This window comes from Pantoea folii (assembly GCF_056678875.1).
Map to the genome: position 1 here is coordinate 24,364 of NZ_JBWXON010000029.1, position 20,489 is coordinate 44,852.

20 protein-coding genes are annotated in these 20,489 nt (G+C 55.6%); 6 read left to right on the forward strand and 14 right to left on the reverse strand.

The window, feature by feature from the left end; translation table 11 throughout:
- Positions 1-149: 149 nt before the first annotated feature.
- Positions 150-1,079, forward strand: a complete 930-nt coding sequence (gene metR, locus AC1MDE_RS24500) for an HTH-type transcriptional regulator MetR (protein ID WP_034827906.1) — start codon at positions 150-152, stop codon at positions 1,077-1,079.
- Positions 1,080-1,174: 95 nt separating this feature from the next.
- Positions 1,175-1,657: a YehS family protein gene (locus AC1MDE_RS24505; RefSeq protein ID WP_058960356.1), complete on the forward strand. Its 483-nt coding sequence runs from the start codon at positions 1,175-1,177 to the stop codon at positions 1,655-1,657.
- 338 nt (positions 1,658-1,995) lie between these two features.
- Here the strand turns inward: AC1MDE_RS24505 and AC1MDE_RS24510 are convergent, their stop codons facing one another.
- Positions 1,996-2,865, reverse strand: coding sequence for a carboxylate/amino acid/amine transporter (locus AC1MDE_RS24510; protein ID WP_479397928.1), 870 nt, complete (start codon positions 2,863-2,865; stop codon positions 1,996-1,998).
- Between the two features lie 433 nt (positions 2,866-3,298).
- Between AC1MDE_RS24510 and glpT the strand changes: the two genes are divergently transcribed.
- Entirely contained in the window at positions 3,299-4,639 is a 1,341-nt protein-coding gene (glpT, locus tag AC1MDE_RS24515; protein ID WP_058960357.1) for a glycerol-3-phosphate transporter, read from the forward strand.
- Between the two features lie 33 nt (positions 4,640-4,672).
- On the opposite strand, the gene yigL is transcribed toward glpT, so the two are convergent.
- Positions 4,673-5,473, reverse strand: a complete 801-nt coding sequence (yigL, locus tag AC1MDE_RS24520) for a sugar/pyridoxal phosphate phosphatase YigL (RefSeq protein WP_034827894.1) — start codon at positions 5,471-5,473, stop codon at positions 4,673-4,675.
- A gap of 32 nt (positions 5,474-5,505) precedes the next feature.
- Entirely contained in the window at positions 5,506-6,498 is a 993-nt protein-coding gene (pldB, locus tag AC1MDE_RS24525) for a lysophospholipase L2 (RefSeq protein WP_058960358.1), read from the reverse strand.
- Between the two features lie 104 nt (positions 6,499-6,602).
- On the opposite strand from pldB, the gene rhtB reads away from it, so the two are divergent.
- Positions 6,603-7,226, forward strand: a complete 624-nt coding sequence (gene rhtB / locus AC1MDE_RS24530; protein WP_034827889.1) for a homoserine/homoserine lactone efflux protein — start codon at positions 6,603-6,605, stop codon at positions 7,224-7,226.
- A 146-nt stretch (positions 7,227-7,372) separates the two neighbouring features.
- Here rhtB and rhtC read toward each other — a convergent pair whose 3' ends face one another.
- Genes rhtC through pldA form a run of 3 tightly spaced genes read right to left on the reverse strand, consistent with a single transcriptional unit; the run spans position 7,373 to position 10,734 of the window.
- Positions 7,373-7,996, reverse strand: coding sequence for a threonine export protein RhtC (gene rhtC / locus AC1MDE_RS24535; protein ID WP_058960359.1), 624 nt, complete (start codon positions 7,994-7,996; stop codon positions 7,373-7,375).
- A gap of 12 nt (positions 7,997-8,008) precedes the next feature.
- On the reverse strand, positions 8,009-9,832 hold the full coding sequence (gene recQ / locus AC1MDE_RS24540; protein ID WP_058960360.1) for an ATP-dependent DNA helicase RecQ: 1,824 nt from the start codon (positions 9,830-9,832) through the stop codon (positions 8,009-8,011).
- Positions 9,833-9,855: 23 nt separating this feature from the next.
- A complete protein-coding gene (gene pldA, locus AC1MDE_RS24545) occupies positions 9,856-10,734 on the reverse strand; it encodes a phospholipase A (RefSeq protein ID WP_034827877.1) in 879 nt (292 codons plus the stop codon).
- A gap of 165 nt (positions 10,735-10,899) precedes the next feature.
- On the opposite strand from pldA, the gene AC1MDE_RS24550 reads away from it, so the two are divergent.
- Together AC1MDE_RS24550 and rarD are read left to right on the forward strand one after the other, a co-directional pair.
- Positions 10,900-11,370 carry a thioesterase family protein gene (locus tag AC1MDE_RS24550; RefSeq protein ID WP_480345159.1) on the forward strand — a complete coding sequence of 157 codons (471 nt, stop codon included), beginning with the start codon at positions 10,900-10,902 and terminating at the stop codon, positions 11,368-11,370.
- 21 nt (positions 11,371-11,391) lie between these two features.
- Positions 11,392-12,291: an EamA family transporter RarD gene (gene rarD / locus AC1MDE_RS24555; RefSeq protein WP_058960362.1), complete on the forward strand. Its 900-nt coding sequence runs from the start codon at positions 11,392-11,394 to the stop codon at positions 12,289-12,291.
- Here rarD and AC1MDE_RS24560 read toward each other — a convergent pair.
- The 8 genes from AC1MDE_RS24560 to lptM all read right to left on the reverse strand — a co-directional run bounded on the left by AC1MDE_RS24560 (position 12,262) and on the right by lptM (position 20,400).
- A complete protein-coding gene (locus AC1MDE_RS24560; RefSeq protein ID WP_058960363.1) occupies positions 12,262-13,314 on the reverse strand; it encodes an AbrB family transcriptional regulator in 1,053 nt (350 codons plus the stop codon). The genes rarD and AC1MDE_RS24560 overlap by 30 nt on opposite strands.
- Before the next feature lie 94 nt (positions 13,315-13,408).
- Positions 13,409-14,362 (reverse strand): magnesium/cobalt transporter CorA, encoded by a 954-nt coding sequence (gene corA, locus AC1MDE_RS24565; RefSeq protein ID WP_034827871.1) that lies wholly within the window; start codon positions 14,360-14,362, stop codon positions 13,409-13,411.
- 320 nt (positions 14,363-14,682) lie between these two features.
- Positions 14,683-16,845, reverse strand: coding sequence for a DNA helicase II (gene uvrD, locus AC1MDE_RS24570; RefSeq protein WP_058960397.1), 2,163 nt, complete (start codon positions 16,843-16,845; stop codon positions 14,683-14,685).
- Between the two features lie 175 nt (positions 16,846-17,020).
- Positions 17,021-17,737: a 5-amino-6-(5-phospho-D-ribitylamino)uracil phosphatase YigB gene (gene yigB, locus AC1MDE_RS24575; RefSeq protein ID WP_058960364.1), complete on the reverse strand. Its 717-nt coding sequence runs from the start codon at positions 17,735-17,737 to the stop codon at positions 17,021-17,023.
- Complete coding sequence (gene xerC, locus AC1MDE_RS24580) at positions 17,734-18,645, reverse strand: tyrosine recombinase XerC (RefSeq protein WP_479397926.1); 912 nt, start codon at positions 18,643-18,645, stop codon at positions 17,734-17,736. Before xerC ends, yigB begins: the two co-directional genes overlap by 4 nt.
- A complete protein-coding gene (locus tag AC1MDE_RS24585; protein ID WP_479397925.1) occupies positions 18,642-19,346 on the reverse strand; it encodes a DUF484 domain-containing protein in 705 nt (234 codons plus the stop codon). The genes xerC and AC1MDE_RS24585 overlap by 4 nt, the downstream gene beginning before the upstream one ends.
- Positions 19,343-20,167 carry a diaminopimelate epimerase gene (gene dapF, locus AC1MDE_RS24590; protein WP_200574331.1) on the reverse strand — a complete coding sequence of 275 codons (825 nt, stop codon included), beginning with the start codon at positions 20,165-20,167 and terminating at the stop codon, positions 19,343-19,345. The genes AC1MDE_RS24585 and dapF overlap by 4 nt, the downstream gene beginning before the upstream one ends.
- Before the next feature lie 29 nt (positions 20,168-20,196).
- Positions 20,197-20,400 (reverse strand): LPS translocon maturation chaperone LptM, encoded by a 204-nt coding sequence (gene lptM, locus AC1MDE_RS24595; protein WP_058960367.1) that lies wholly within the window; start codon positions 20,398-20,400, stop codon positions 20,197-20,199.
- Positions 20,401-20,489 lie beyond the last annotated feature (89 nt).

Below are 20,489 nucleotides of genomic sequence, written 5' to 3' on the forward strand. Positions count from 1 at the left end.
GTCCGCTGAACGCCTGAACTGGACGAAAGTCATGTGGCGGTGGCGCTTGCTTGAGATGTTTAGCCGTCCAGATGTTTACACCGCCATAATCTGCGGGTACTGTATGTTCCTCAAGCGCAATTTGTTCAATCTCGATGTGAAGGACTCTCATGATCGAACTCAAACATCTGAGAACGCTGCAGGCGTTGCAAAATACCGGCTCGTTGGCCGCTGCCGCCGCTCAGCTTCATCAGACACAATCGGCGTTATCGCATCAGTTCAGCGATCTGGAACAGCGGCTGGGCTTTCGCCTGTTTGTGCGCAAGAGCCAGCCGTTGCGGTTTACGCCGCAGGGGGAAATCATGCTGCAGTTGGCCGAGCAGATTTTGCCGCAGATTCAGCAGGCGTTGCAGGCATGCCACGAGCCGCATCAGACCACGTTACGCATCGCCATTGAGTGCCACAGCTGCATTCAGTGGCTAACGCCAGCCCTCAATAATTTCCGCCAGAGCTGGCCGCAAGTGGTGGTCGATTTTAAATCGGGCGTGACTTTTGATCCCCAGCCCGCCCTGCAACAGGGCGAACTGGATGTGGTGTTGACCTCCGATATCCTGCCGCGCAGCGGTTTGTTCTATACGCCGATGTTTGATTTTGAGGTACGTCTGGTGCTGGCCCCGGACCATCCGCTGGCGAAGCTGGAACATATCTCGCCGGAAGATTTGGCCGATGAGGTACTGATGATCTATCCGGTGCAGCGTCAGCGTCTCGATATCTGGCGTCATTTCCTGCAGCCTGCAGGCATCAGCCCGGCGCTGAAGAGTGTGGATAATACGCTGTTGCTGATTCAGATGGTGTCAGCACAGATGGGTATTGCGGCCCTTCCGCATTGGGTGGTGGAGAGTTTTGAAAAGCAGGGTCTGGTGGTGACCAAGACATTGGGTGAGGGTTTGTGGAGCCGTTTATATGCCGCCGTGCGCGATGGTGAGCAGCGTCAGCCGGTGTTAGAAGCCTTTGTGCGCTTCGCCCGCCAGCACGCCTGTGACCATCTGCCGTTTGTACGTGATGCCGCTCGCCCGGGTTCATTGCAGTCAATTTCTTGATCATCCCACGGGCGACCTGTGTCGCCCGTGCTGTTATCCCTGCCCGGCCTGCTCTATAATGCGCCGCCTCAATCCGCGACCAAGAGAGTTTCACCATGACGAGTAACGATGTTCTGCGCAGCGTGCGCTATATGCTTGATTTGAGCGATAGCAAAGTGGTGGAGATTTTTGCCTTAGCGGGCAGTGAAGTGCCGCTGGAGGATGTGCAGGCGTGGATGAAGAAGGATGAAGACGCGGCATTCCGTAAGCTGCCGGACGTGCTGATGGGCTATTTCCTCAACGGTTTGATTTTCTTCCGTCGCGGTAAGAGTGAAGATGCACCAGCGCCGTCAGTCGAACGTCGTATGAATAACAATATTTTCATCAAGAAGCTGCGTATCGCCTTTGCGCTGAAGACCACGGATATTCCGGTGGTGCTGGAGAAGGCAAACTTTAAGATTTCCCAGGCGGAAGTCGGTGCGATTTTCCGCAATCCGGATCATAAAAACTACCGCGAGTGCGGTGACCAGATTCTGCGTAACTTTTTGAAGGGATTGACGATGATGAATCGTCCTGCGGCGCCCGCGAAAAAGCCCTGATGGCTTTGTGTTAGTGCTCAGTCGGGAAAGGGCTGATTGCTATGTGTTAGTGCTCAGTCAGGGATAGCATGGCAGATCGCAAAAGAAGCCCACATCCCTGTGGATCGGCCTCGCCATCCATAGCTCGGACGCTTTACTCCTCTGCCACGCTATCCCTTCCCTTTAGCTTTGAGCGTCGCTTTGATACCAGGTCAGATGCAGGCCGCTCCGATCATGAAGGAATCTCACTTCCCTGTTGATCGGCCTGTCTCTTCACTCTGGCTCAGGTGCTACTTTTTACTAACACCTCATACAGCGAAGCCAGAGCAAAGCAAAGAGCGTCTTAGCAGTTCAGCTAATTAGGCATCGCTTTTAGCGACATGCCCCACTACCCAACGCTTGTGCACGTATAGTGAAGCGAAAATGACGATCGCCCCGGCAATAAAGCTCGGCCAGTGCGGTTTTTCCTGCCAGATCGCCAGATTCACCAGCAAGCCCGCCGGCACGTGCATGTTGTTCATGATGCCCAGCGTACCGGCATCGACCTGCGTCGCACCGTAGTTCCACATAAAGTAGCCCAGCCCGGAAGCCGCCACGCCCAGCCACACCAGAATGCCCCACTGCAGTGAGGTGGTTGGCAGTTTGTTCGGGTTACCCCACAGGCTCCACGCAATGATGGCGATGATCACCGCGCCAAGATAGAACCAAGAGAAGGCCGTGTGTTGCGGCATTGGGCGGGTTTCCTGCAAGCGCTTGTAGCCAACCATACCAATGGCGAAGCAGATGTTAGCCGCCTGAACCAGCAGCAAACCGAACCAGAAATGATCGCTGACTTTGTCATAGCGAATGATGGCCGCACCGGCTACCGCCAACAGCGCGCTGAAGGCATAGCCTATTCGCAGCCGACGTCTGCTGAGCAAATCGTAAATCAACGTGACGTAGAGCGGCGTCATCACGGTAAACAACAGGAATTCTGTCACGCTCAGGTAGGTATAAGCCTCAAAACTCAGCAGATACATGATGCCGAGTTGCAGCATCCCCACCAGCATATACAGCAGGATGGTTGAGGCGCGATAGCCCTTCCAGCGCAGGAAGGGCAAAAAAACGAGCGCAGCCAACCCAAGGCGCATTAGTACAGAGAACCAGGAGTCAACCTGGCCCGCAAGGTATTCCCCTATCAAACTAAAGGAAAAAGCCCACAAAATGGTGGTAACGATCAGTAACAGCACGGTATTGATCCCAAAATGAACAGTGGCGCTAGTGTAAACAAACTGTCGTGGACGGGCTGAAATATCTGGTTGACGAGTGGTCAAATTAAAATCAAACAAATCGCCGTATCCCCGTCACTCATTAAGATAAGGCCCACTGCTGAAATCAGGTTGCTGGTTGCAGATGCAGTGAATCTGATTCGACACGGCAACGGATTCCCCTTACAAACCCAAAAGCCCCGACGCTTCATGCGCGAATACCAACATTTCCTGGTTTATATCGCTCTTTAATGTCATCAAACTGTAACAATTGTGTCACACATCACAGTAACGTAGCGTAACCATCACTATCCTTTGCGCGAAATGGAACTTTGGTTTTGTTGTTACGCCAGAGGGCATTTGACCCAACCTGCTGGGAATTTATAAAAATATTGCGCCCTGGAGGGCCACCTTCATGTTAAGTATCTTCAAACCGGCACCGCATCAGCCGCAAGTCGCTGACGATCGTGTCGATCCGCTCTATCGTCGGCTACGCTGGCAAATCTTCATCGGCATTTTCTTTGGCTATGCCGCCTATTACCTGGTCCGTAAAAACTTTGCGCTGGCGATGCCCTATTTGGTTGAGCAAGGCTTTTCGCGTGGCGATCTTGGCTTTGCGCTGTCCGGAATCTCCATCGCCTACGGTTTTTCCAAGTTCATCATGGGTTCCGTCTCTGACCGTTCAAACCCGCGTGTCTTTTTACCTGCCGGACTGATTCTGGCCGCTGCGGTGATGCTGTTTATGGGCTTTGTACCCTGGGCCACCTCCAGCATCATGGTGATGTTTGTGCTGCTGTTCCTGTGCGGTTGGTTCCAGGGTATGGGCTGGCCACCGTGCGGGCGCACCATGGTGCACTGGTGGTCACAGAAGGAGCGTGGCGGGATTGTCTCGGTGTGGAACTGCGCCCATAACGTGGGCGGTGGTATTCCACCCTTGCTGTTCCTGCTGGGTATGGCGTGGTTTAACGACTGGAAAGCCGCGCTCTATATGCCGGCGTTTGGTGCCATCCTCATCGCGATTATTGCCTTTGCTCTGATGCGCGATACGCCGCAGTCTTGTGGTTTGCCGCCGATTGAGGCGTACAAGAATGATTATCCGCCAGACTACAGCGAGGATCATGAGGAGGAGTTGACGGCGAAGCAGATTTTTATGCAGTACATCCTGCCTAATAAGCTGCTGTGGTATATCGCGCTGGCCAACGTGTTCGTTTACCTGCTGCGCTACGGCATTCTCGACTGGTCACCGACCTACCTGAAAGAGGTGAAGCATTTCACGCTGGATAAATCTTCGTGGGCTTACTTCTTCTATGAATATGCGGGCATTCCCGGCACCTTGCTGTGCGGCTGGATGTCGGACAAGGTGTTCAGAGGCAATCGTGGCGCCACCGGCGTGTTCTTTATGACGCTGGTAACCATCGCGACGGTGGTGTACTGGCTTAACCCACCCGGCAATCCAGGTCTCGATATGCTGTGCATGATCGTCATTGGCTTCCTGATCTACGGCCCGGTGATGCTGATTGGTCTGCATGCGCTGGAGTTAGCGCCGAAGAAAGCGGCCGGCACGGCAGCAGGCTTTACCGGTTTGTTTGGTTATCTCGGCGGTTCAGTGGCAGCCAGTGCGATTGTCGGTTACACCGTGGATTACTTCGGCTGGGATGGTGGATTCATGGTGATGATTGCCGGATCGGTGTTGGCGGTGATTTTGTTGCTGCTCACCATGGTCAGCGAGCATAAACATAAGAAACAGATGGCATAACAAAAATGGGCCAGTATCACCGGCCCATTTTTTTTAAGCAAGGAACAACTTACGTAGCGTATGCGGCACCGCATCTTCAGCGTTGCTGCCAATCACTTCCAGCGTCGGCAAGGTATCTTTCAGGCGCTGCTGCGCATTACGCATGATGCAGCCTTTACCCGCCATACTCAGCATTTCCACGTCATTCATGCCATCACCAAAAGCGATGCACTCTTTCAATGAGAAGCCAAGCTGCTTTGATACCGCCTCCAGCGCGTGACCTTTGGATACGCCACCCGCCATCACTTCCAGACAGGTCGGCAGTGAGAAGCTGACGTTAACGCGATCGCCCCAGCGCGCTTCGATCGCTAGCTCCAGCGGCACCAGACGTTCAGGATCGTCGCAGGTAAAGAACACCTTGCTGATGCCGTCGGTTTCAAGCATGCCCGGCTGATAAACCTGATAGTTAAACACCGACTCACGGAAGTAGTCCTGCTCCTCCGGGCGATGGCGGCTCATATACCACTCATCGTCACGATACACGTGCGTCAGGATATGTTCATCGTGGTACTGCAGACCGTAAAGCTCGCTGGCGATGTCGGCGTCGAGGTTATGGCTAAACACCAGTTCACCGTCTGCGTTGTGTACGCGGGCCCCGTTGGAAGTAATCATGTACGCCGGAATGCCAAGGTTATCGCGCATCTGGCCTACGTCGATATAGTGGCGGCCGGTGGCGAAAACGAAGTGGACATCTTGCGCCACCAGTTCCTGCAGCGTGGTACGGGCAAAAGGTGTCAGGCGGTGTTCCGGTGAGAGCAGCGTGCCATCCAGGTCGGATGCGACGATGTGGTACATGTAAACCTCTGGTATTGATGTCGGAAAATGAGTTAAACGTGGCGCTCGAAAAAATCGACCACCAGGTTGAGCGCTTCAGCGCGCATGGCGTCTGTTTCGAACAAAATCTCGTGACGCGCGCCTTGAATCACATACGGCACGGTGCCTTCGCAGGGATGTCCCGCCTCAGCCATCGCCGTACAAAAAATATCTTGCGAGCGGTTATCCACCACATCGTCTTCACTGGCCTGCAATACCAGGGAAGGCGTGGTGATTTTCGCCGCCTGGCTGATGATACTGCGTCCGGCATGCACGCCTTCGCGCACCCAATGATAGGTTGGGCCACCGACGCGCAGCCCCGGATCGTCCGCGTAAAAACGCAGGTTGCGCCGATAGCGCTCCCGGCTGTGCGTCAGGCGATTAATGCCAAACGGGCTGGCGCGCCAGCGGCCGGTGCCAAGCGCATAGCGTTCGCGAATCGCCGGCAGTTTTTCCGCCCAGTCCAAAATCGGGTGAGCCATCCAGTCAGGCAACGGCAGCACAATGCCAAACATCGGTGCCGAAAATACCGCGGCATGGAACGCCTGCGGCTGACGCGCCAGAAACAGCGCTAAAATCGCGCCGCCCATCGAATGCGCCAGCACGTAGCGTTGCTGATAATGGTTGCTGACCATCTCTTTCAGATACAGCGTTTCTAAGTCGTCGACATAGTGGCTGAACTCCACCACATGGCCGCGATGCGAATCCGCCAGCAAGCGATCGGAGCGGCCCTGCCCGCGATGGTCAATAATCACCACGTCATAGCCGCAGTGGAACAGATCGTAAGCCAGTTCCGGGTATTTGATATAGCTTTCGATGCGGCCAGGAACAATCAGGATGACACGGCGATGTTGCGGTGAGGTGAAACGAACATAGCGAATCTTCAGGTTACCGACGCCGGTGAATTCGCACTCTTCACGACGACGCCAGAAGTCGAGCAGCGGACCGGTAGCAAAGGCGGAAAAGCCTTTCTCTCGCCCGAGCCAACGCTGTTTGTGATGCTGCATCCGTCCCCCTGAAAAAAAGCCTCATCGCGCGTCTGTACGCCATAGCGCACCGCGATATTCTGGCGTATTGTGTCACACTTCGTTCACTTCAGGGAATGTCACACATGACCATTGAATGGTGGTTAACCTACCTGTTGACCACAACTATCCTCAGCCTTTCACCCGGTTCCGGTGCCATCAACACCATGAGCACCGGCATTAGCCATGGCTATCGCGGCGCGGCGGCTTCCATCACTGGCTTACAGCTTGGGCTGGCGATTCACATTGTGCTGGTGGGTGCCGGTTTGGGTGCGCTATTTTCACAATCGATCATGGCGTTTGAAGTGCTGAAGTGGGCAGGCGCCGCCTATTTGGTGTGGCTGGGCATTCAGCAGTGGCGTTCCGCAGGCGGTATTGATCTGGATGCCGTGGCAAAAGCGATGCCGCGTCGTCGCCTGTTCAAACGCGCCATTCTGGTGAATCTCACCAATCCGAAAAGCATCGTGTTTCTCGCCGCGCTTTTCCCGCAGTTTATTCAGCCACACCAGCCGCAGTTGATGCAGTATCTGGTGCTCGGTGTCACCACCATCGTGGTCGATATTATCGTGATGATTGGTTACGCCACGCTGGCAACCCGTATTGCGGGCTGGATTAAAGGGCCAAAACAGATGAAGCTGATGAACCGCACCTTCGGTGGCTTGTTTATGGCCGTCGGAGCCTTGCTGGCAAGTGCGCGCAGAATCGCGTAAGAGGCTTTAAAAAACCGCGGCACCGAGGTGATAACCGTCAGTGCCGCAGCTATTTCAAGGTAGTCAGTGCGCAAGTTCTAATGCACAGATGCTGAACGTAAAGCACGCGAGCGCTGCCCGGTGGCGAAATGGCAAGTAAACCCGATTTAACGCGAGATAATCAGGTGAATGCCGAATCCGGCAAACAGCACACCCGCCATCCCATCGACCCACTTCGCCATACGCTGATACTTATCACGCATCCACGGTAGTGCAAAAATCGCCGCGACCAGCGTGAACCAGGCAAAGGTCTCACCGATAATCAGCAGGAATAACCCCCAACGCTCCATCGCGCCCACATCATTACCCACAAACAGCGAGAACACGCTGCCGAAATAGATAATCGCTTTCGGGTTCGACAGATTAGTCAGAAAACCTTTCAGGAAACTCATGCCTTTTTTTGGCAGCTCCACCACCGGCGCATCAACCTGCGGGGCTTTATGCTGCTGACGTGCCGAGCGCAGGAGTTGCCAACCCATCCACAGCAGGTACAAACCACCGCCCACCATGATGATTTCATGCAGCCAGGCCATTTTTTGCAGGATCAGATGCAGCCCCATCAGCGCCACACTGGCCCAGATCACGATTCCCAGCGTGATGCCCAACACGCCCATCATCGCCTCTTTACGTGAACGGCTGGCCGCCGTTTGCGACACAAAGAAGAAGTCCGGGCCGGGACTCATCAGCGCAACCAAATGCACCAGCGCGACGGTGGCGAATAACATCAACATGGTTTCTTTCCTTTACTCTTCATCGACATGTTCTTTGATCATCACCAGGAACGGTTTACCAAAACGTTCCAGCTTGCGATGACCGACACCGTTCACGCTCAGCATTTCTGACGCGGTAATCGGCATTTGCTCCGCCATCTCAATCAATGTGGCATCGTTAAACACCACGTAAGGCGGAATGTTGGATTCGTCGGCAATCGCCTTACGCAATTTACGCAGTTTGCCAAATAGCGTGCGATCGTAATTGCCGCTGTGCACTTTCGGCGAGCTGCTGCGGCTCTTCACCGTGACGATACGCGGCACCGCCAGCATCAATGGCACTTCGGCACGCAATACCGGACGCGCCGCTTCCGTTAGCTGTAAAGCGGAGTGCATGGCGATATTTTGCGTCACCATACCAAGATGGATCAGCTGACGCAGCACGCTGACCCAATGCTCCTGGCTCTGCTCACGACCAATGCCGTACACCGGCAATTTGTCGTGCCCGTTATCGCGAACGCGATGGTTAGTGGAACCGCGCAGCACGTCGACAATATAGCCCATACCAAAGCGCTGGCCGGTACGATAGATGCTGGAAAGCGCCTTCTGCGCCTCCACCAAACCATCATAGCGACGCGGAGGATCAAGGCAGATATCGCAGTTGCCGCACTGCTGCTGACGCCCTTCACCAAAGTAGTTGAGCAGCACTAAACGACGGCAGGTTTGCGCTTCGGCAAACGCGCCCATCGCATTGAGCTTGTGACGCTCAATATCCTGTAACGGGCCGGGCGCCTTCTCCTCCAGACATTTACGGAGCCACGCCATATCCGCCGGATCGTAAAGCATCATCGCTTCTGCGGGCAGGCCATCACGCCCGGCGCGGCCGGTTTCCTGATAGTAGGATTCGATATTGCGCGGAATATCGAAGTGCACCACGAAACGCACGTTAGGCTTGTTGATGCCCATACCAAATGCCACAGTGGCGACCACAATTTGCAAATCATCACGCTGGAAGGCTTCCTGCACGTGCGCACGCTGAGCGCTGTCGATACCGGCGTGATACGCGCCGACACTCAGCCCACGGCTTTGCAGACGCGCAGCCGTGTCTTCCACCTTGGCACGGCTGTTACAGTAAATGATGCCGCTCTTACCGCGCTGCTCTTGCACATAGCGCAACAGCTGATCGGTGGGTTTGAATTTCTCCACCAGCGTGTAGCGAATATTTGGGCGGTCAAAGCTGCTGATTTGAATCAGCGGATCGTCCATCTGCAACAGATGGGCGATGTCGTTACGCGTGGTTTCATCGGCGGTTGCCGTCAGCGCCATCACCGGCAGATCCGGGAAACGCTGACGCAGTTGACCAATCGAGCCATATTCCGGGCGGAAATCATGGCCCCATTGCGAGATACAGTGCGCCTCATCCACCGCCAACATCACCGGATTCCACTGGTGCAGGCTGTCGAGGAAGTTATCCATCATCAGACGTTCAGGCGCGATATACAGCAGTTTCAGCTTGCCGGTACGGCAATCCGCAAAGACCTGTTGCTGCTGCTCACGCGTTTGCGTCGAGTTAAGACACGCCGCTGCCACGCCGTTGGCCAGCAATTGATCGACCTGATCTTTCATCAGTGAGATCAGCGGTGAAACCACCAGCGTCAACCCTTCGCGCACCAGCGCCGGGATTTGATAGCACAGCGATTTCCCGCCGCCGGTCGGCATCACCACCAGACAATCACGCCCGGCAAGAGCGGTTTCGATGATGGTTTGCTGACCGGGACGAAATTGCTGGTAGCCGAAGGTATCTTGTAATACCTGCTGCGCCAGCATTTCCTGATTAAGCACTGCCGATGTTGCCACGGTAATCCTGTTTTTCTGACTGGTTAGAACAGATCGTTAAGTGTTACGCCCACGCCAAAACGGGTCTGGCGGTGGTTATAGTCGATAAGCGATTCACCATACCCGCTGAACAGCTGGGTGTAAAAGCGCACATGTTCAGAGATAGGATAGCTCCAGGCAAAAGTCGCGCCGCCATAGCCGCTGTTCCAGTTGTAATTACCTTCCACGCTGAAAATACTTTCACCCATTTCATAACCGAGCTTGGCGCGATAGTAGCCCATGTACTTGGTGATGTCGGGGTTATCATCATTATTTTCATTTTCTGGAATTCGATACCAGGGTTTGATTTCCGCGAGGAAGTTACCGTTCTGTGCCATCAGACGCGCATAGACGCGGTTCCAGCTGCGTGAAGTCGGATCGCTGCGGCCGTTCGACTCGTGGTTCAGACCGGTTTCAATATCACGCAGTGTCCAGCCCGCAAAGGTATAATCCGTTGCCCAGCCGAGGAAAATCTGCGGTTCATAGTTGGTTTCACGGAACGGCGATGAGGCTCCACGGTTAGAGAGCTGCCACCACGAACGTTGGGTATAGGATGCGGCCAATACCGAATTATCACCCAGAATGCCACGCCACAGCGGGAACGCCAGGCTGAGCTGGAATTTTACTTCATCGTTTTTTGCTTTGTCTGCCCAGTTGTACGAAGAGATCGCCTCTTTGTTCATGTCGCTGGTGTAGGTGTAGAGCAAATAGTTGTTTTCGTAAGGATAAAGCACGAACGGGTTATCGTGTTTCTCCAACAGGTTCGCAATAATACTGCCCTTCACTGCCGGGGCGTCATGCACCTCTTTTATGGTGGCTTCATCAGCCTGTGCCAGCGCAGGTATCATCAAAGCTGCGGTCAGCAACGCGTATAGCTTACGCATAACATTCTCCAGGGAACTGCGTGTTGTCATTATTAGGCCCATGTTCAAAAAGCACGCCATTCTACACGCAAAGAGACAGGTTGATCAGTGCCGATTTCTGAAACTGGAAAGCCGCGCGAACGCGGCATAATATACACAACTCTTTAACATCTTAAGGCAGAAAACATGTCATCCCCGTTGCTGTCACAGCAGGAAGCTCGCCGACTGATTGGCGAAATCTTTGTTTATCACATGCCCTTCAACCAGGCGCTGGGTTTAGAGCTGGATCGACTCGAAGCGGATTACGCCGAGTTGGGCTTTGCCAACAAAACCATGCTGGTTGGCAATGCTGCCCAAAATATTTTGCACGGTGGCGTGATTGCATCAGTGCTGGATGTCGCTGCCGGGCTGGTGTGCGTCAGTCATGCACTGTCGCGTCAGGAGAGCACCAGCGAAGAGGAACTGCGTCAGCGTCTGTCGCGCATGGGCACTATCGATATGCGCGTTGATTATTTACGTCCCGGACGCGGCGATCGCTTTGTCGCCACCAGCAGCCTGCTACGCGCCGGCAATAAAGTGGCGGTAGCGCGAGTGGAACTGCACAACCAGCAGGGCGATTATATCGCCACAGCAACCGCCACCTATTTGATTGGCTAGTTACCTTTTTTGGAAAGCATGATGGATACGCAACAAACGCGTCAGGGCATTGGCTATGCGCTCGGCGCTTATTTTATCTGGGGCATTGCGCCAGCCTACTTCAAGCTGGTGAAAGAAGTCCCGCCAACAGAAATCATGACGCATCGCGTGATTTGGTCGGCACTGTTTATGCTGGTACTGATTACCCTGAGCCGGAGCTGGCAGCAGGTGCGCACGGTGCTCGCTCAGCCAAAGAAAGTGCTGTTGCTGGCCGTCACTGCCGTCACCATTGGCGGCAACTGGCTGCTGTTTATCTGGGCAGTGAATAATCAGCACATGCTGGAAGCCAGCCTCGGCTACTTTATCAACCCGCTGATCAACGTAGTGTTTGGCATGCTGTTCCTGCGCGAGCGCTTCCGCCGCTTGCAGTGGCTGGCGGTGTTGCTGGCAACGATTGGCGTACTGGTGCAGCTGTGGCAATTTGGCTCGCTGCCGATTATTGGCCTGGGGCTGGCGCTGAGTTTTGCCGTCTACGGTCTGCTGAGGAAAAAAATCCAGGTGGATGCGCAAAGCGGCATGCTGATCGAGACCGCATGGTTATTCCCGCTGGCGGCAATCTATTTGTTTGGCTTTGCTGACAGCGCCACCAGCCACCTCAGCGTCAATCCAATGAGCCTCAATTTCAAGCTGATCGCGGCGGGCATCGTCACCACGATTCCGCTGATGCTGTTTGCCGCCGCCTGTGCGCGTCTGCGTTTGTCGACCGTGGGCTTTTTCCAATACATCGGTCCCACGTTGATGTTCCTTTTGGCCGTGCTGTTCTACGGCGAGAGCCTGACGCCGGACAAGATGGTCACCTTCGGCTTTATCTGGCTGGCACTCGCCGTATTTATCGTTGATGCAATCGCGTTCTCAGCTCGCACCCGCGTGCGCGTAGCGTGAGATAAAGCGCGCGATAGCCGGGCCGGTCAGCAGGATGGTGAACAGGCGTAAGGTCTGCAACGCCATCACAAACGCGATATCGACCCGGCTGCCCGCCGCAATAATCGCCACGGTATCCAGCCCGCCCGGGCTGGTTGCCAGATACGCCGTCATCAGATCGACGTGCAGCACCTGCGTCAGCATCCACGCCAATCCACCACACAGCAGCATCAAGCCGAAAATCGACACCAGCATTTGCGGAAGGGTGCGCAGCGCCAGCAGGAAGATCGGGCGCGTAAAGCGCAAACCCACGCTCCAGCCAATCAACGCATAGGCCAGCGCCAGCAACCACTCCGGCACCTGCAAAGTGGCGACATCGGTGCCGTGGAGCGTCGCACCAATCAGCGCGGGCAGCAGCAGCGCACCCGAAGGGATACGCAGTTTTTGTCCCAGCCAGGCGCCCGCGAACATCACCACCAATGTCAGGATGAAGCTGCTTTGTAAGGCAGGGAACCATACCAGCTCCACTGCACCACCGTTGGTGCCCAGCCCAATGCGCGCCACCACTGCCGCTGCAGTCGCCACAAACAGCACGCGAAGATACTGCATAAACGCCACTAAGCGCACGTCCGCACCGAAATCACCGGCCATCGCCACCATCGCAGAAGCGCCGCCGGGAGACGATCCCCACGCACCGGTAGGCCCTGGAAGGTTGCTAAAGCGTACCAGTAGAAAACCTGACAAACCGCTGGCCGCCAGCGTAAGCACCAACACCGCCAGCACCACCGGCCAATCCGCTAACAGCGGTGAGAGAATAGCCGGTGAGAGTGTTTGCCCGATCATGCAACCCAACACCGCTTGTGCGAGCACAAACAAACGTTTGTCGATGCGTACGGTGGCGCCAGAAAGGCCCATGACGGTTCCGACGATCATCGGACCTAACAGCAGTGCAGCAGGAAGGTGAAACAGCTGGAGAATGATCCCCAGTACTAACGAAGCAATCAGCAGAATGGTCCACTGCTGTCGCAAAGAAAAACGCGCCATAGGGTGGAAATCAGAAAGTGAGAAGTGACAACAGCCTACGCAGAATTGTGATGCAGCGCCAGTTTAAAGGGCCGCAAATGCGGCCCCGAAAGCGTTACAACCAGTTTTTCCGTTTGAAATAGAGGTACGGCGCCAGACCGGCAAGGATCATCAGCGTAATCGCGCCAGGATAACCAAAACTCCATTTCAGCTCAGGCATAAACTCGAAGTTCATCCCGTAGCTGGATGCCACTAGCGTGGGTGGCAGGAACACCACCGACACCACTGAGAAGATCTTAATGATGCGGTTCTGCTCGATGTTGATAAAGCCCATCGCCGCCTGCATCAGGAAGTTGACCTTCTGGAACAGCGATTCGTTATGCGGCAGCAGGGATTCGATATCGCGCAGGATCTCACGCGCCTGCTCCAGCTGATTGCCTGGCAGACGGGCTTTACGCACCAGGAAGTTAAGCGCGCGTTGGGTATCCATCAGACACAAACGCACTTTCCAGCCGATATCCTCCAGCTCCGCCAGACGCGACAGCGCCTGATCGTACTCTTCGCCCTGTTGCCCTTCCATGATCACGCGGCTGAGTTTTTCCAGCGCGCTGTAGATGTTCTCGATCTCATCCGCCAGCTGTTCGATTTTCGTCTCAAACAGATCCAGCAACAGCTCGTAGGCGTTGCCATCGGTCAGCGTCTGGTTGCGCGCACGCATACGATACAGACGAAAAGCCGGCAGCTCGCGCTCGCGTAATGTATAGAGGCGATCTTCACGGATGGTGAATGCCACGGTGGAGTTGCCAGCGTGATCTTCCGCATCTTCAAAGAAGAAGAAGGAGTGAATGTGCAGACCATCTTCATCTTCGAAGAAACGTGCGGAGGCCTCGATGTCTTCCAGCTCCGGACGCGTCGCCAGGCTTTGACCCAGCTCGGATTGCACACGATCACGCTCAGTGTCGTCGGGCTCGATGAGATCGACCCACACCGAGGTGTTGAGTGTGTCGTTGTTATCTTCCAGTTCGATGCGCGTCAGGCGATCGCGTTCGAGTTTAAAAGCGCTCAGCATAGCAATACTCCCCATTGCAGACTTAATGGGACAAGGCGGCACACCGTGATGCCGAAGGCAAAACGGGCACGGCAAAGCCTGAACGCGGAAACTTTCGCTTCAAGGGTAAATCAGTGCTGACTCGTGCGACGAGAGTGTAAAGGGAGGTCGCTGATAACCGCTAAGGCTACCCGCGTATAGAGGTAGCCTTAGATGTTATTCCTGTTAAACAGGCGGTTGAGCCAGCATCGACTGGGCGCGTCCAAGGCATTGTCCTCTCATGATAATAGTGCGCGCATGTTACGCTGAGACGAAAAAGTCGTCAAGGTAACGCAACGGCGCTACACCGTTTCCAGACGCGCGTACGCCGCCACCAGCCACTTGATGCCCTGGCCCTGAAATGCCACCTGCAAGCGGCTGTGTTCACCGCTGCCTTCGAGGTTGATGATGGTGCCTTCACCGAATTTGGCATGGCGTACACGCTGGCCCAGCGCGAAACCACTGTCGTTTTCCGTGATTGGCGTGCCCATGCGTTGATGGCTCACCGGACGGCTCACACTGGCGCGCAGACGCACTTCCTCGACGCACTCTTCCGGCAATTCGCCGATGAAGCGCGATGGACGGTGATACACTTCTTTACCATAAAGGCGGCGAGTTTCGGCGTAGGTCAGCGTGAGCTTCTCCATCGCGCGCGTGACGCCAACGTAGGCAAGACGACGCTCCTCTTCCAGACGTCCGCCTTCATCCAGCGACATCTGGCTTGGGAACATGCCCTCTTCCATACCCACGATAAATACCTGAGTGAACTCAAGACCTTTCGCCGAGTGCATGGTCATCAGCTGTACCGCATCCTGCCATTTGTCGGCCTGACCTTCACCGGCCTCCAGCGCCGCATGCGACAGAAACGCCTGTAGCGGCATCAGATCTTCGTCCTCGTCCTGATAGCTGAACTGACGCGTTGCCGTCACCAGCTCCTCTAAGTTTTCGATACGTGCCTGGCCTTTTTCGCCCTTTTCCTGCTCGTACATGATCCACAGGCCGGAATCCTTGATCACGCGATCGGTCTGCACGTGCAGTGGCATATCGGCGGTTTCCGTGGCCAGCGAATCCACCAGCTCGCAGAAGCGCTGCAGCGCGGAAGCCGCACGTCCCGCCAGGGCTTTGTTTTGCAGCAGTTCACGCGTCGCTTGCCACAGCGTTAATTGCTGTTCGCGCGCGGTCTGGCGCACCACATCCAATGTGCGATCGCCCACGCCGCGCACTGGCGTGTTCACCACGCGCTCAAACGCGGCATCGTCATTGCGGTTCGCCATCAGACGCAGATACGCCAGCGCATCTTTGATCTCCTGGCGTTCGAAGAAGCGCATGCCGCCGTAAATGCGGTACGGCATGCTGCCTTGCAACAGCGCTTCTTCCAGCACGCGCGACTGGGCGTTGCTGCGGTAAAGAATAGCGCAATCCTGCAGCGCGTTGCCATTCTCATGCCAGGTTTTGATGCGGTTGACCACAAAGCGCGCTTCATCTAACTCATTGAACGCGCAGTAGAGAGAAATTTTTTCGCCGTCGCTGCCATCAGTCCACAGCTCTTTCCCGAGGCGGCCATTATTATTGGCGATCAGCGTGTTGGCCGCTTTCAGGATGTTATTGGTCGAGCGGTAGTTCTGCTCCAGACGGATGGTTTCTGCGCCAGGGAAATCCTGCAGGAAGCGCTGGATGTTCTCGACCTGCGCGCCACGCCAGCCGTAAATCGACTGATCGTCATCCCCGACGATAATCACACGACCGGTATCGCCCGCCAGCATACGGATCCACGCGTACTGGATGTTGTTGGTATCCTGGAATTCGTCCACCAGCACGTTGCTAAAACGCTCGCGGTAATGATTCAGGATATGCGGCTTGTTCAGCCACAGCTCATGCGCACGCAGCAGCAGTTCGGCAAAATCCACTAAGCCCGCGCGATCGCAAGCCTCCTGATAAGCCTGATAGATGCGCAGCCAGGTTTGTTCAATCGGATTACCGTAGCTTTCGATGTGTTTTGGACGCAGCCCTTCATCTTTTTTGCCGTTGATGTACCACATGCCCTGGCGTGCAGGCCACTGTTTCTCATCAAGGTTCATGGCTTTGATCAGACGCTTGAGCAGGCGCAGCTGATCGTCGCTATCGAGAATCTGGAAATCCTGCGGCAGATTGGCATCAAGATGATGGGCACGCAGTAAACGGTGCGCCAGGCCGTGGAAGGTGCCAATCCACATACCGCCCTGACTGGTGCCGATCAGTTGATCAATACGATGGCGCATCTCTGCCGCCGCTTTGTTGGTAAAGGTCACCGCCATGATCGAGTAAGGCGAGCAATTCTCTACCGACAGCAGCCAGGCAATGCGATGCACCAGCACGCGCGTTTTGCCACTGCCTGCCCCGGCCAGCACCAGCAGATTGCTGCGCGGCGCGGCGACCGCCTCGCGCTGTTTGTCATTCAAGCCGTTAAGCAGATCAGAAACGTCCATAAGCACCGTTTTGCCAAAATAATAAAAGGAGGATTGAGAAATGCGGTTTCTCAGCATTCAGTCAACGCACCATTTGTAGCGGCGCTATTCATCGCAAAATGAAGGGTGCCGCTACGATTTGTGCGTCAGGAAATGCCTGCCATCATCCAGCCATTAGCTGGATGAACATACAGCATTATAGCAGCGAGGTCAGCGATGCCAACTGATGAATTTCGACGTGCGGCAGCAAACGCGCATCATCAATCTTCATCAGATTGCCATCGCGCAGGTTGATCCAGCAGGCTTGCATGCCCGCGTTTATTGAACCGACCACATCGGTGGTGAGATCGTCGCCCACATGAAGAATATGCTCAGGTGCGATGTTCAAACGCTCAGCCGCCAGCTGATACATATCCTGCCACGGCTTAGCACGGCCGTGCGGGCCAGCGCGCAGGGCGAACTGGAAGTAATGGTTGATCCCCAGCTTTTCCGGACAGGCGTTGCCGTTGGTGATCGCCACCAGCGGGACGCGCTCGCCCAGCCACGTTAGCGTTTGATGCGTCTCATCTGGCATCTCGACTTCGCTGCGCCACTGATGGAACACGCCCATCACTTCGCTGGCACCGGCGCGGGCTTCAGCAGCGGATAAGCCGATATTGATCATTGCCAGCTCAACCGAGCGGCGGCGCCACTCAGATACGTCGTGGTAAATTTCCGGCTCACGCGCCAGCAGTTCGTCACGCAGCGCCTGATAATCAGCGGGGGTGAATTCACGCAGTGCCGGATGGAAGGCCTGCAACGCGGCGTGGGATTCGGCGGTGGTTTTACGGATCACCGGATGGTTGTCATACAGCGTATCGTCGAGATCGAATGTGATCGCTTTGATCGGGCCCAGCGGGCGGTAGAACTTCATTCAGACTTTCCTCGTTTAGCACGTGGATGCGCCGCGTCGTACACGGTCGCCAGATGCTGGAAATCGAGATGGGTATAGATTTGCGTGGTCGACAGATTGGCGTGCCCGAGCAGTTCCTGCACTGCACGCAGATCGCCACTCGATTCGAGCAAATGGGTCGCAAAAGAGTGACGCAGTTTATGCGGATGAATATGGTTGGCCACGCCCTGCTTGATGCCCCACTCAGCAAAGCGCTTTTGCACGTTACGCGCTGAAATACGCGTGCCGCGACTGGAAACAAACATCGCATCATCCTGCGGCGCGAAGCTTGCACGCAGTGGCAGCCAGTGTTGCAGCCAGGTCACCGCCGTGCCACCAATCGGCACACGTCGCTCTTTACTGCCTTTCCCCAACACCCACACTTCACCGGCATCGAGATCGACATGACGACAATCCATGCCCACCAGCTCCGACAGACGTAAACCACCGCCGTACATGGTTTCCAGCATCGCTCGGTCGCGCACCGCCAGCGGATCGTTCAGGTCGATCTCCAGCAGCTGGTTAACCTCGTCGACATCCATATTTTTTGGCAGATGACGAGCATTGCGCGGCGTGGAAATGCCTTTGGCTGGATTGGCACTCAGCATGCCCTGACTGACCTGCCAGTCAAGAAAACTGCGCAGCGCCGACATGCGTAACGCCAGGCTGCTGGGCCCTAGTCCGGCACGACGGCTGCGAGCTGCCAGCTGACGAACCTGTGCGGGCTCCAGTTGTGCCCAGGAGACGATCTTCATCTCATCGGCCATCGTAGTCATGGTCTGCAACTGACGAGTGTAATTCTTTTGCGTCAACGGGCTGAGCTGACGTTCGACTTTCAGATAACGCAGAAAGCCCTCAACGGCAGGCTGCAGCGGGCTGACGTCACTCATGCGCGTTCAATCCAGCGAGACAGCAGGTCCGGCAGCATTTGCGCCAGATGCTGTAACAGCAAAGTGCCCATGCCCGCTTGATAGTGCTGTTTGTCACGGCTGCTGAAAATCAGCACGCCAAGCTCGCCGCGTTCGCCCATCAGCGACATCGCCACCGAACCGATGGCTTTCGCCTGTGGCAACAGCAGCAGCAATTCGGGGCCGTTCAGGCTGCCAAGGTAATGATGTTCATCACCAAAGCGTTGAATGCGCAGCGGCTCAAAAGCCTGACGAGAAAGACCCAACTGGGTGAAATCAGAAGGTGCGCCGATGTGCCAATGGTCGTTGAACACCCGCACATTGGCGCCGGCCAGACCCAACTCACGCGCCCAACGGTGCAGACGCGTTAACATTTCCTGCAGGCTGTCCGCCGCGGCAAGATGGCCTTGTAACCCCAGCAGACGATCGAACAGTTGATGGTTGGCCGTAGCCTGCTCCATCAACAGCGTGATTTCCTCTTCCAGCTGCTGGATGTGGTTGCGCTGACGCGCCATATGCCACTCCACCAGCGATACGCTGCCGCGCACCGGATGAGGCACCATCATCTGTTCGACCTGGCGCGCATTGCGAATAAAGAAATCGGGGTTCTGGCGCAGGAAGGCGCTTACCGACTGATCGTCCAGCAAAACCGCGCTGTCGGTTTGCTCTTCGACATTTTTCATAGATGAATAAACCCATCGTAGACGTGTGTGGCTGGGCCGGTCATATGCAGCGGCTGACCTGCCCCTTTCCAGGCGATATGCAAGGTTCCGCCAGGCAAATCAACGCGGACTTTCTCCGCCAGAATGCCCTGCTGAATGCCGCAGGCAACGGCTGCGCAAGCGCCGCTGCCACAGGCCTGGGTTTCACCTGCGCCGCGTTCATACACACGCAGACGGATGTGTTCAGGATTAACCACTTCCATAAAGCCCACGTTGACGCGCTCCGGGAAGCGTTCGTGGCTTTCCAGCAGCGGACCGAGGGTTTCCACGGCGGCCGTTTTCACACTCTCAACCTGAATCACACAGTGTGGGTTGCCCATCGACACGGCGCCAAACATCACGGTCTGCTCAGCAACACGTTGCAGATACAGGCTTTCCGCTTTATTGGCGCGCAGCGGCACCTGCTGCGGATCGAAGTTGGGTTCACCCATGTTGACACGCACCAGCTCATCGCTGGTCACGCTCAGCACCATGCGCCCGGTTTGCGTACTCACGCGAATGTCGCTTTTGTTGGTCAGCCCTTTCAGGCGCACAAAGCGAGCGAAACAGCGCGCGCCGTTGCCGCACTGGGCCACTTCACTGCCATCGGCGTTGAAAATTCGGTAATGAAAATCGAGGTCCGGATCATAAGGCGGTTCGACGATCAGCAGCTGATCGAAACCGATCCCCAGATGCCGATCCGCCAGACGGCGAATCAGTTCCGGCGAAAAAAAGACGTTTTGCGTCACAGCATCCACAACCATGAAATCGTTGCCGAGACCGTGCATTTTAGAGAACTGCATTTTCTGCTCCGCCGGATTACTCATAGAGATTAGTTCGCCTGTGAACCCGATTTGCTGGTGACCAAACCGTTAACGTCAGCATTCTGCGCCGCTTTTTGCTGCTGCTCGGTGACCTGCTGATTTTGTTTAGTCGGCTGATCTTTGGGCGGGAAATACAGCGGTCCTTTCAGGCCACAGCCTGCGAGGCTGACCAGTGCCAGCGCGATACCCAGCTGACTTATCATGTGTCTCATTCTGTCTGCTCTTCCTGTCCTTAAGCCTTGGCTGCTTATCATCGCAGTTGACGTTGTAAAAGCAACAGGAAATACCCGCAAATCCGGGC

Bases quoted from the DNA above. Each gene is read 5' to 3' on its own strand.
- lptM (WP_058960367.1), bottom strand. From the start codon at position 20,400: ATGAGACACATGATAAGTCAGCTGGGTATCGCGCTGGCACTGGTCAGC.
- AC1MDE_RS24550 (WP_480345159.1), top strand. From the start codon at position 10,900: ATGTCATCCCCGTTGCTGTCACAGCAGGAAGCTCGCCGACTGATTGGC.
- metR (WP_034827906.1), top strand. From the start codon at position 150: ATGATCGAACTCAAACATCTGAGAACGCTGCAGGCGTTGCAAAATACC.
- yigB (WP_058960364.1), bottom strand. From the start codon at position 17,737: ATGAAGTTCTACCGCCCGCTGGGCCCGATCAAAGCGATCACATTCGAT.
- AC1MDE_RS24560 (WP_058960363.1), bottom strand. From the start codon at position 13,314: ATGGCGCGTTTTTCTTTGCGACAGCAGTGGACCATTCTGCTGATTGCT.
- AC1MDE_RS24585 (WP_479397925.1), bottom strand. From the start codon at position 19,346: ATGAAAAATGTCGAAGAGCAAACCGACAGCGCGGTTTTGCTGGACGAT.
- AC1MDE_RS24505 (WP_058960356.1), top strand. From the start codon at position 1,175: ATGACGAGTAACGATGTTCTGCGCAGCGTGCGCTATATGCTTGATTTG.
- rhtB (WP_034827889.1), top strand. From the start codon at position 6,603: ATGACCATTGAATGGTGGTTAACCTACCTGTTGACCACAACTATCCTC.
- pldB (WP_058960358.1), bottom strand. From the start codon at position 6,498: ATGCAGCATCACAAACAGCGTTGGCTCGGGCGAGAGAAAGGCTTTTCC.
- rhtC (WP_058960359.1), bottom strand. From the start codon at position 7,996: ATGTTGATGTTATTCGCCACCGTCGCGCTGGTGCATTTGGTTGCGCTG.
- xerC (WP_479397926.1), bottom strand. From the start codon at position 18,645: ATGAGTGACGTCAGCCCGCTGCAGCCTGCCGTTGAGGGCTTTCTGCGT.
- glpT (WP_058960357.1), top strand. From the start codon at position 3,299: ATGTTAAGTATCTTCAAACCGGCACCGCATCAGCCGCAAGTCGCTGAC.
- pldA (WP_034827877.1), bottom strand. From the start codon at position 10,734: ATGCGTAAGCTATACGCGTTGCTGACCGCAGCTTTGATGATACCTGCG.
- dapF (WP_200574331.1), bottom strand. From the start codon at position 20,167: ATGCAGTTCTCTAAAATGCACGGTCTCGGCAACGATTTCATGGTTGTG.
- uvrD (WP_058960397.1), bottom strand. From the start codon at position 16,845: ATGGACGTTTCTGATCTGCTTAACGGCTTGAATGACAAACAGCGCGAG.
- yigL (WP_034827894.1), bottom strand. From the start codon at position 5,473: ATGTACCACATCGTCGCATCCGACCTGGATGGCACGCTGCTCTCACCG.
- rarD (WP_058960362.1), top strand. From the start codon at position 11,392: ATGGATACGCAACAAACGCGTCAGGGCATTGGCTATGCGCTCGGCGCT.
- corA (WP_034827871.1), bottom strand. From the start codon at position 14,362: ATGCTGAGCGCTTTTAAACTCGAACGCGATCGCCTGACGCGCATCGAA.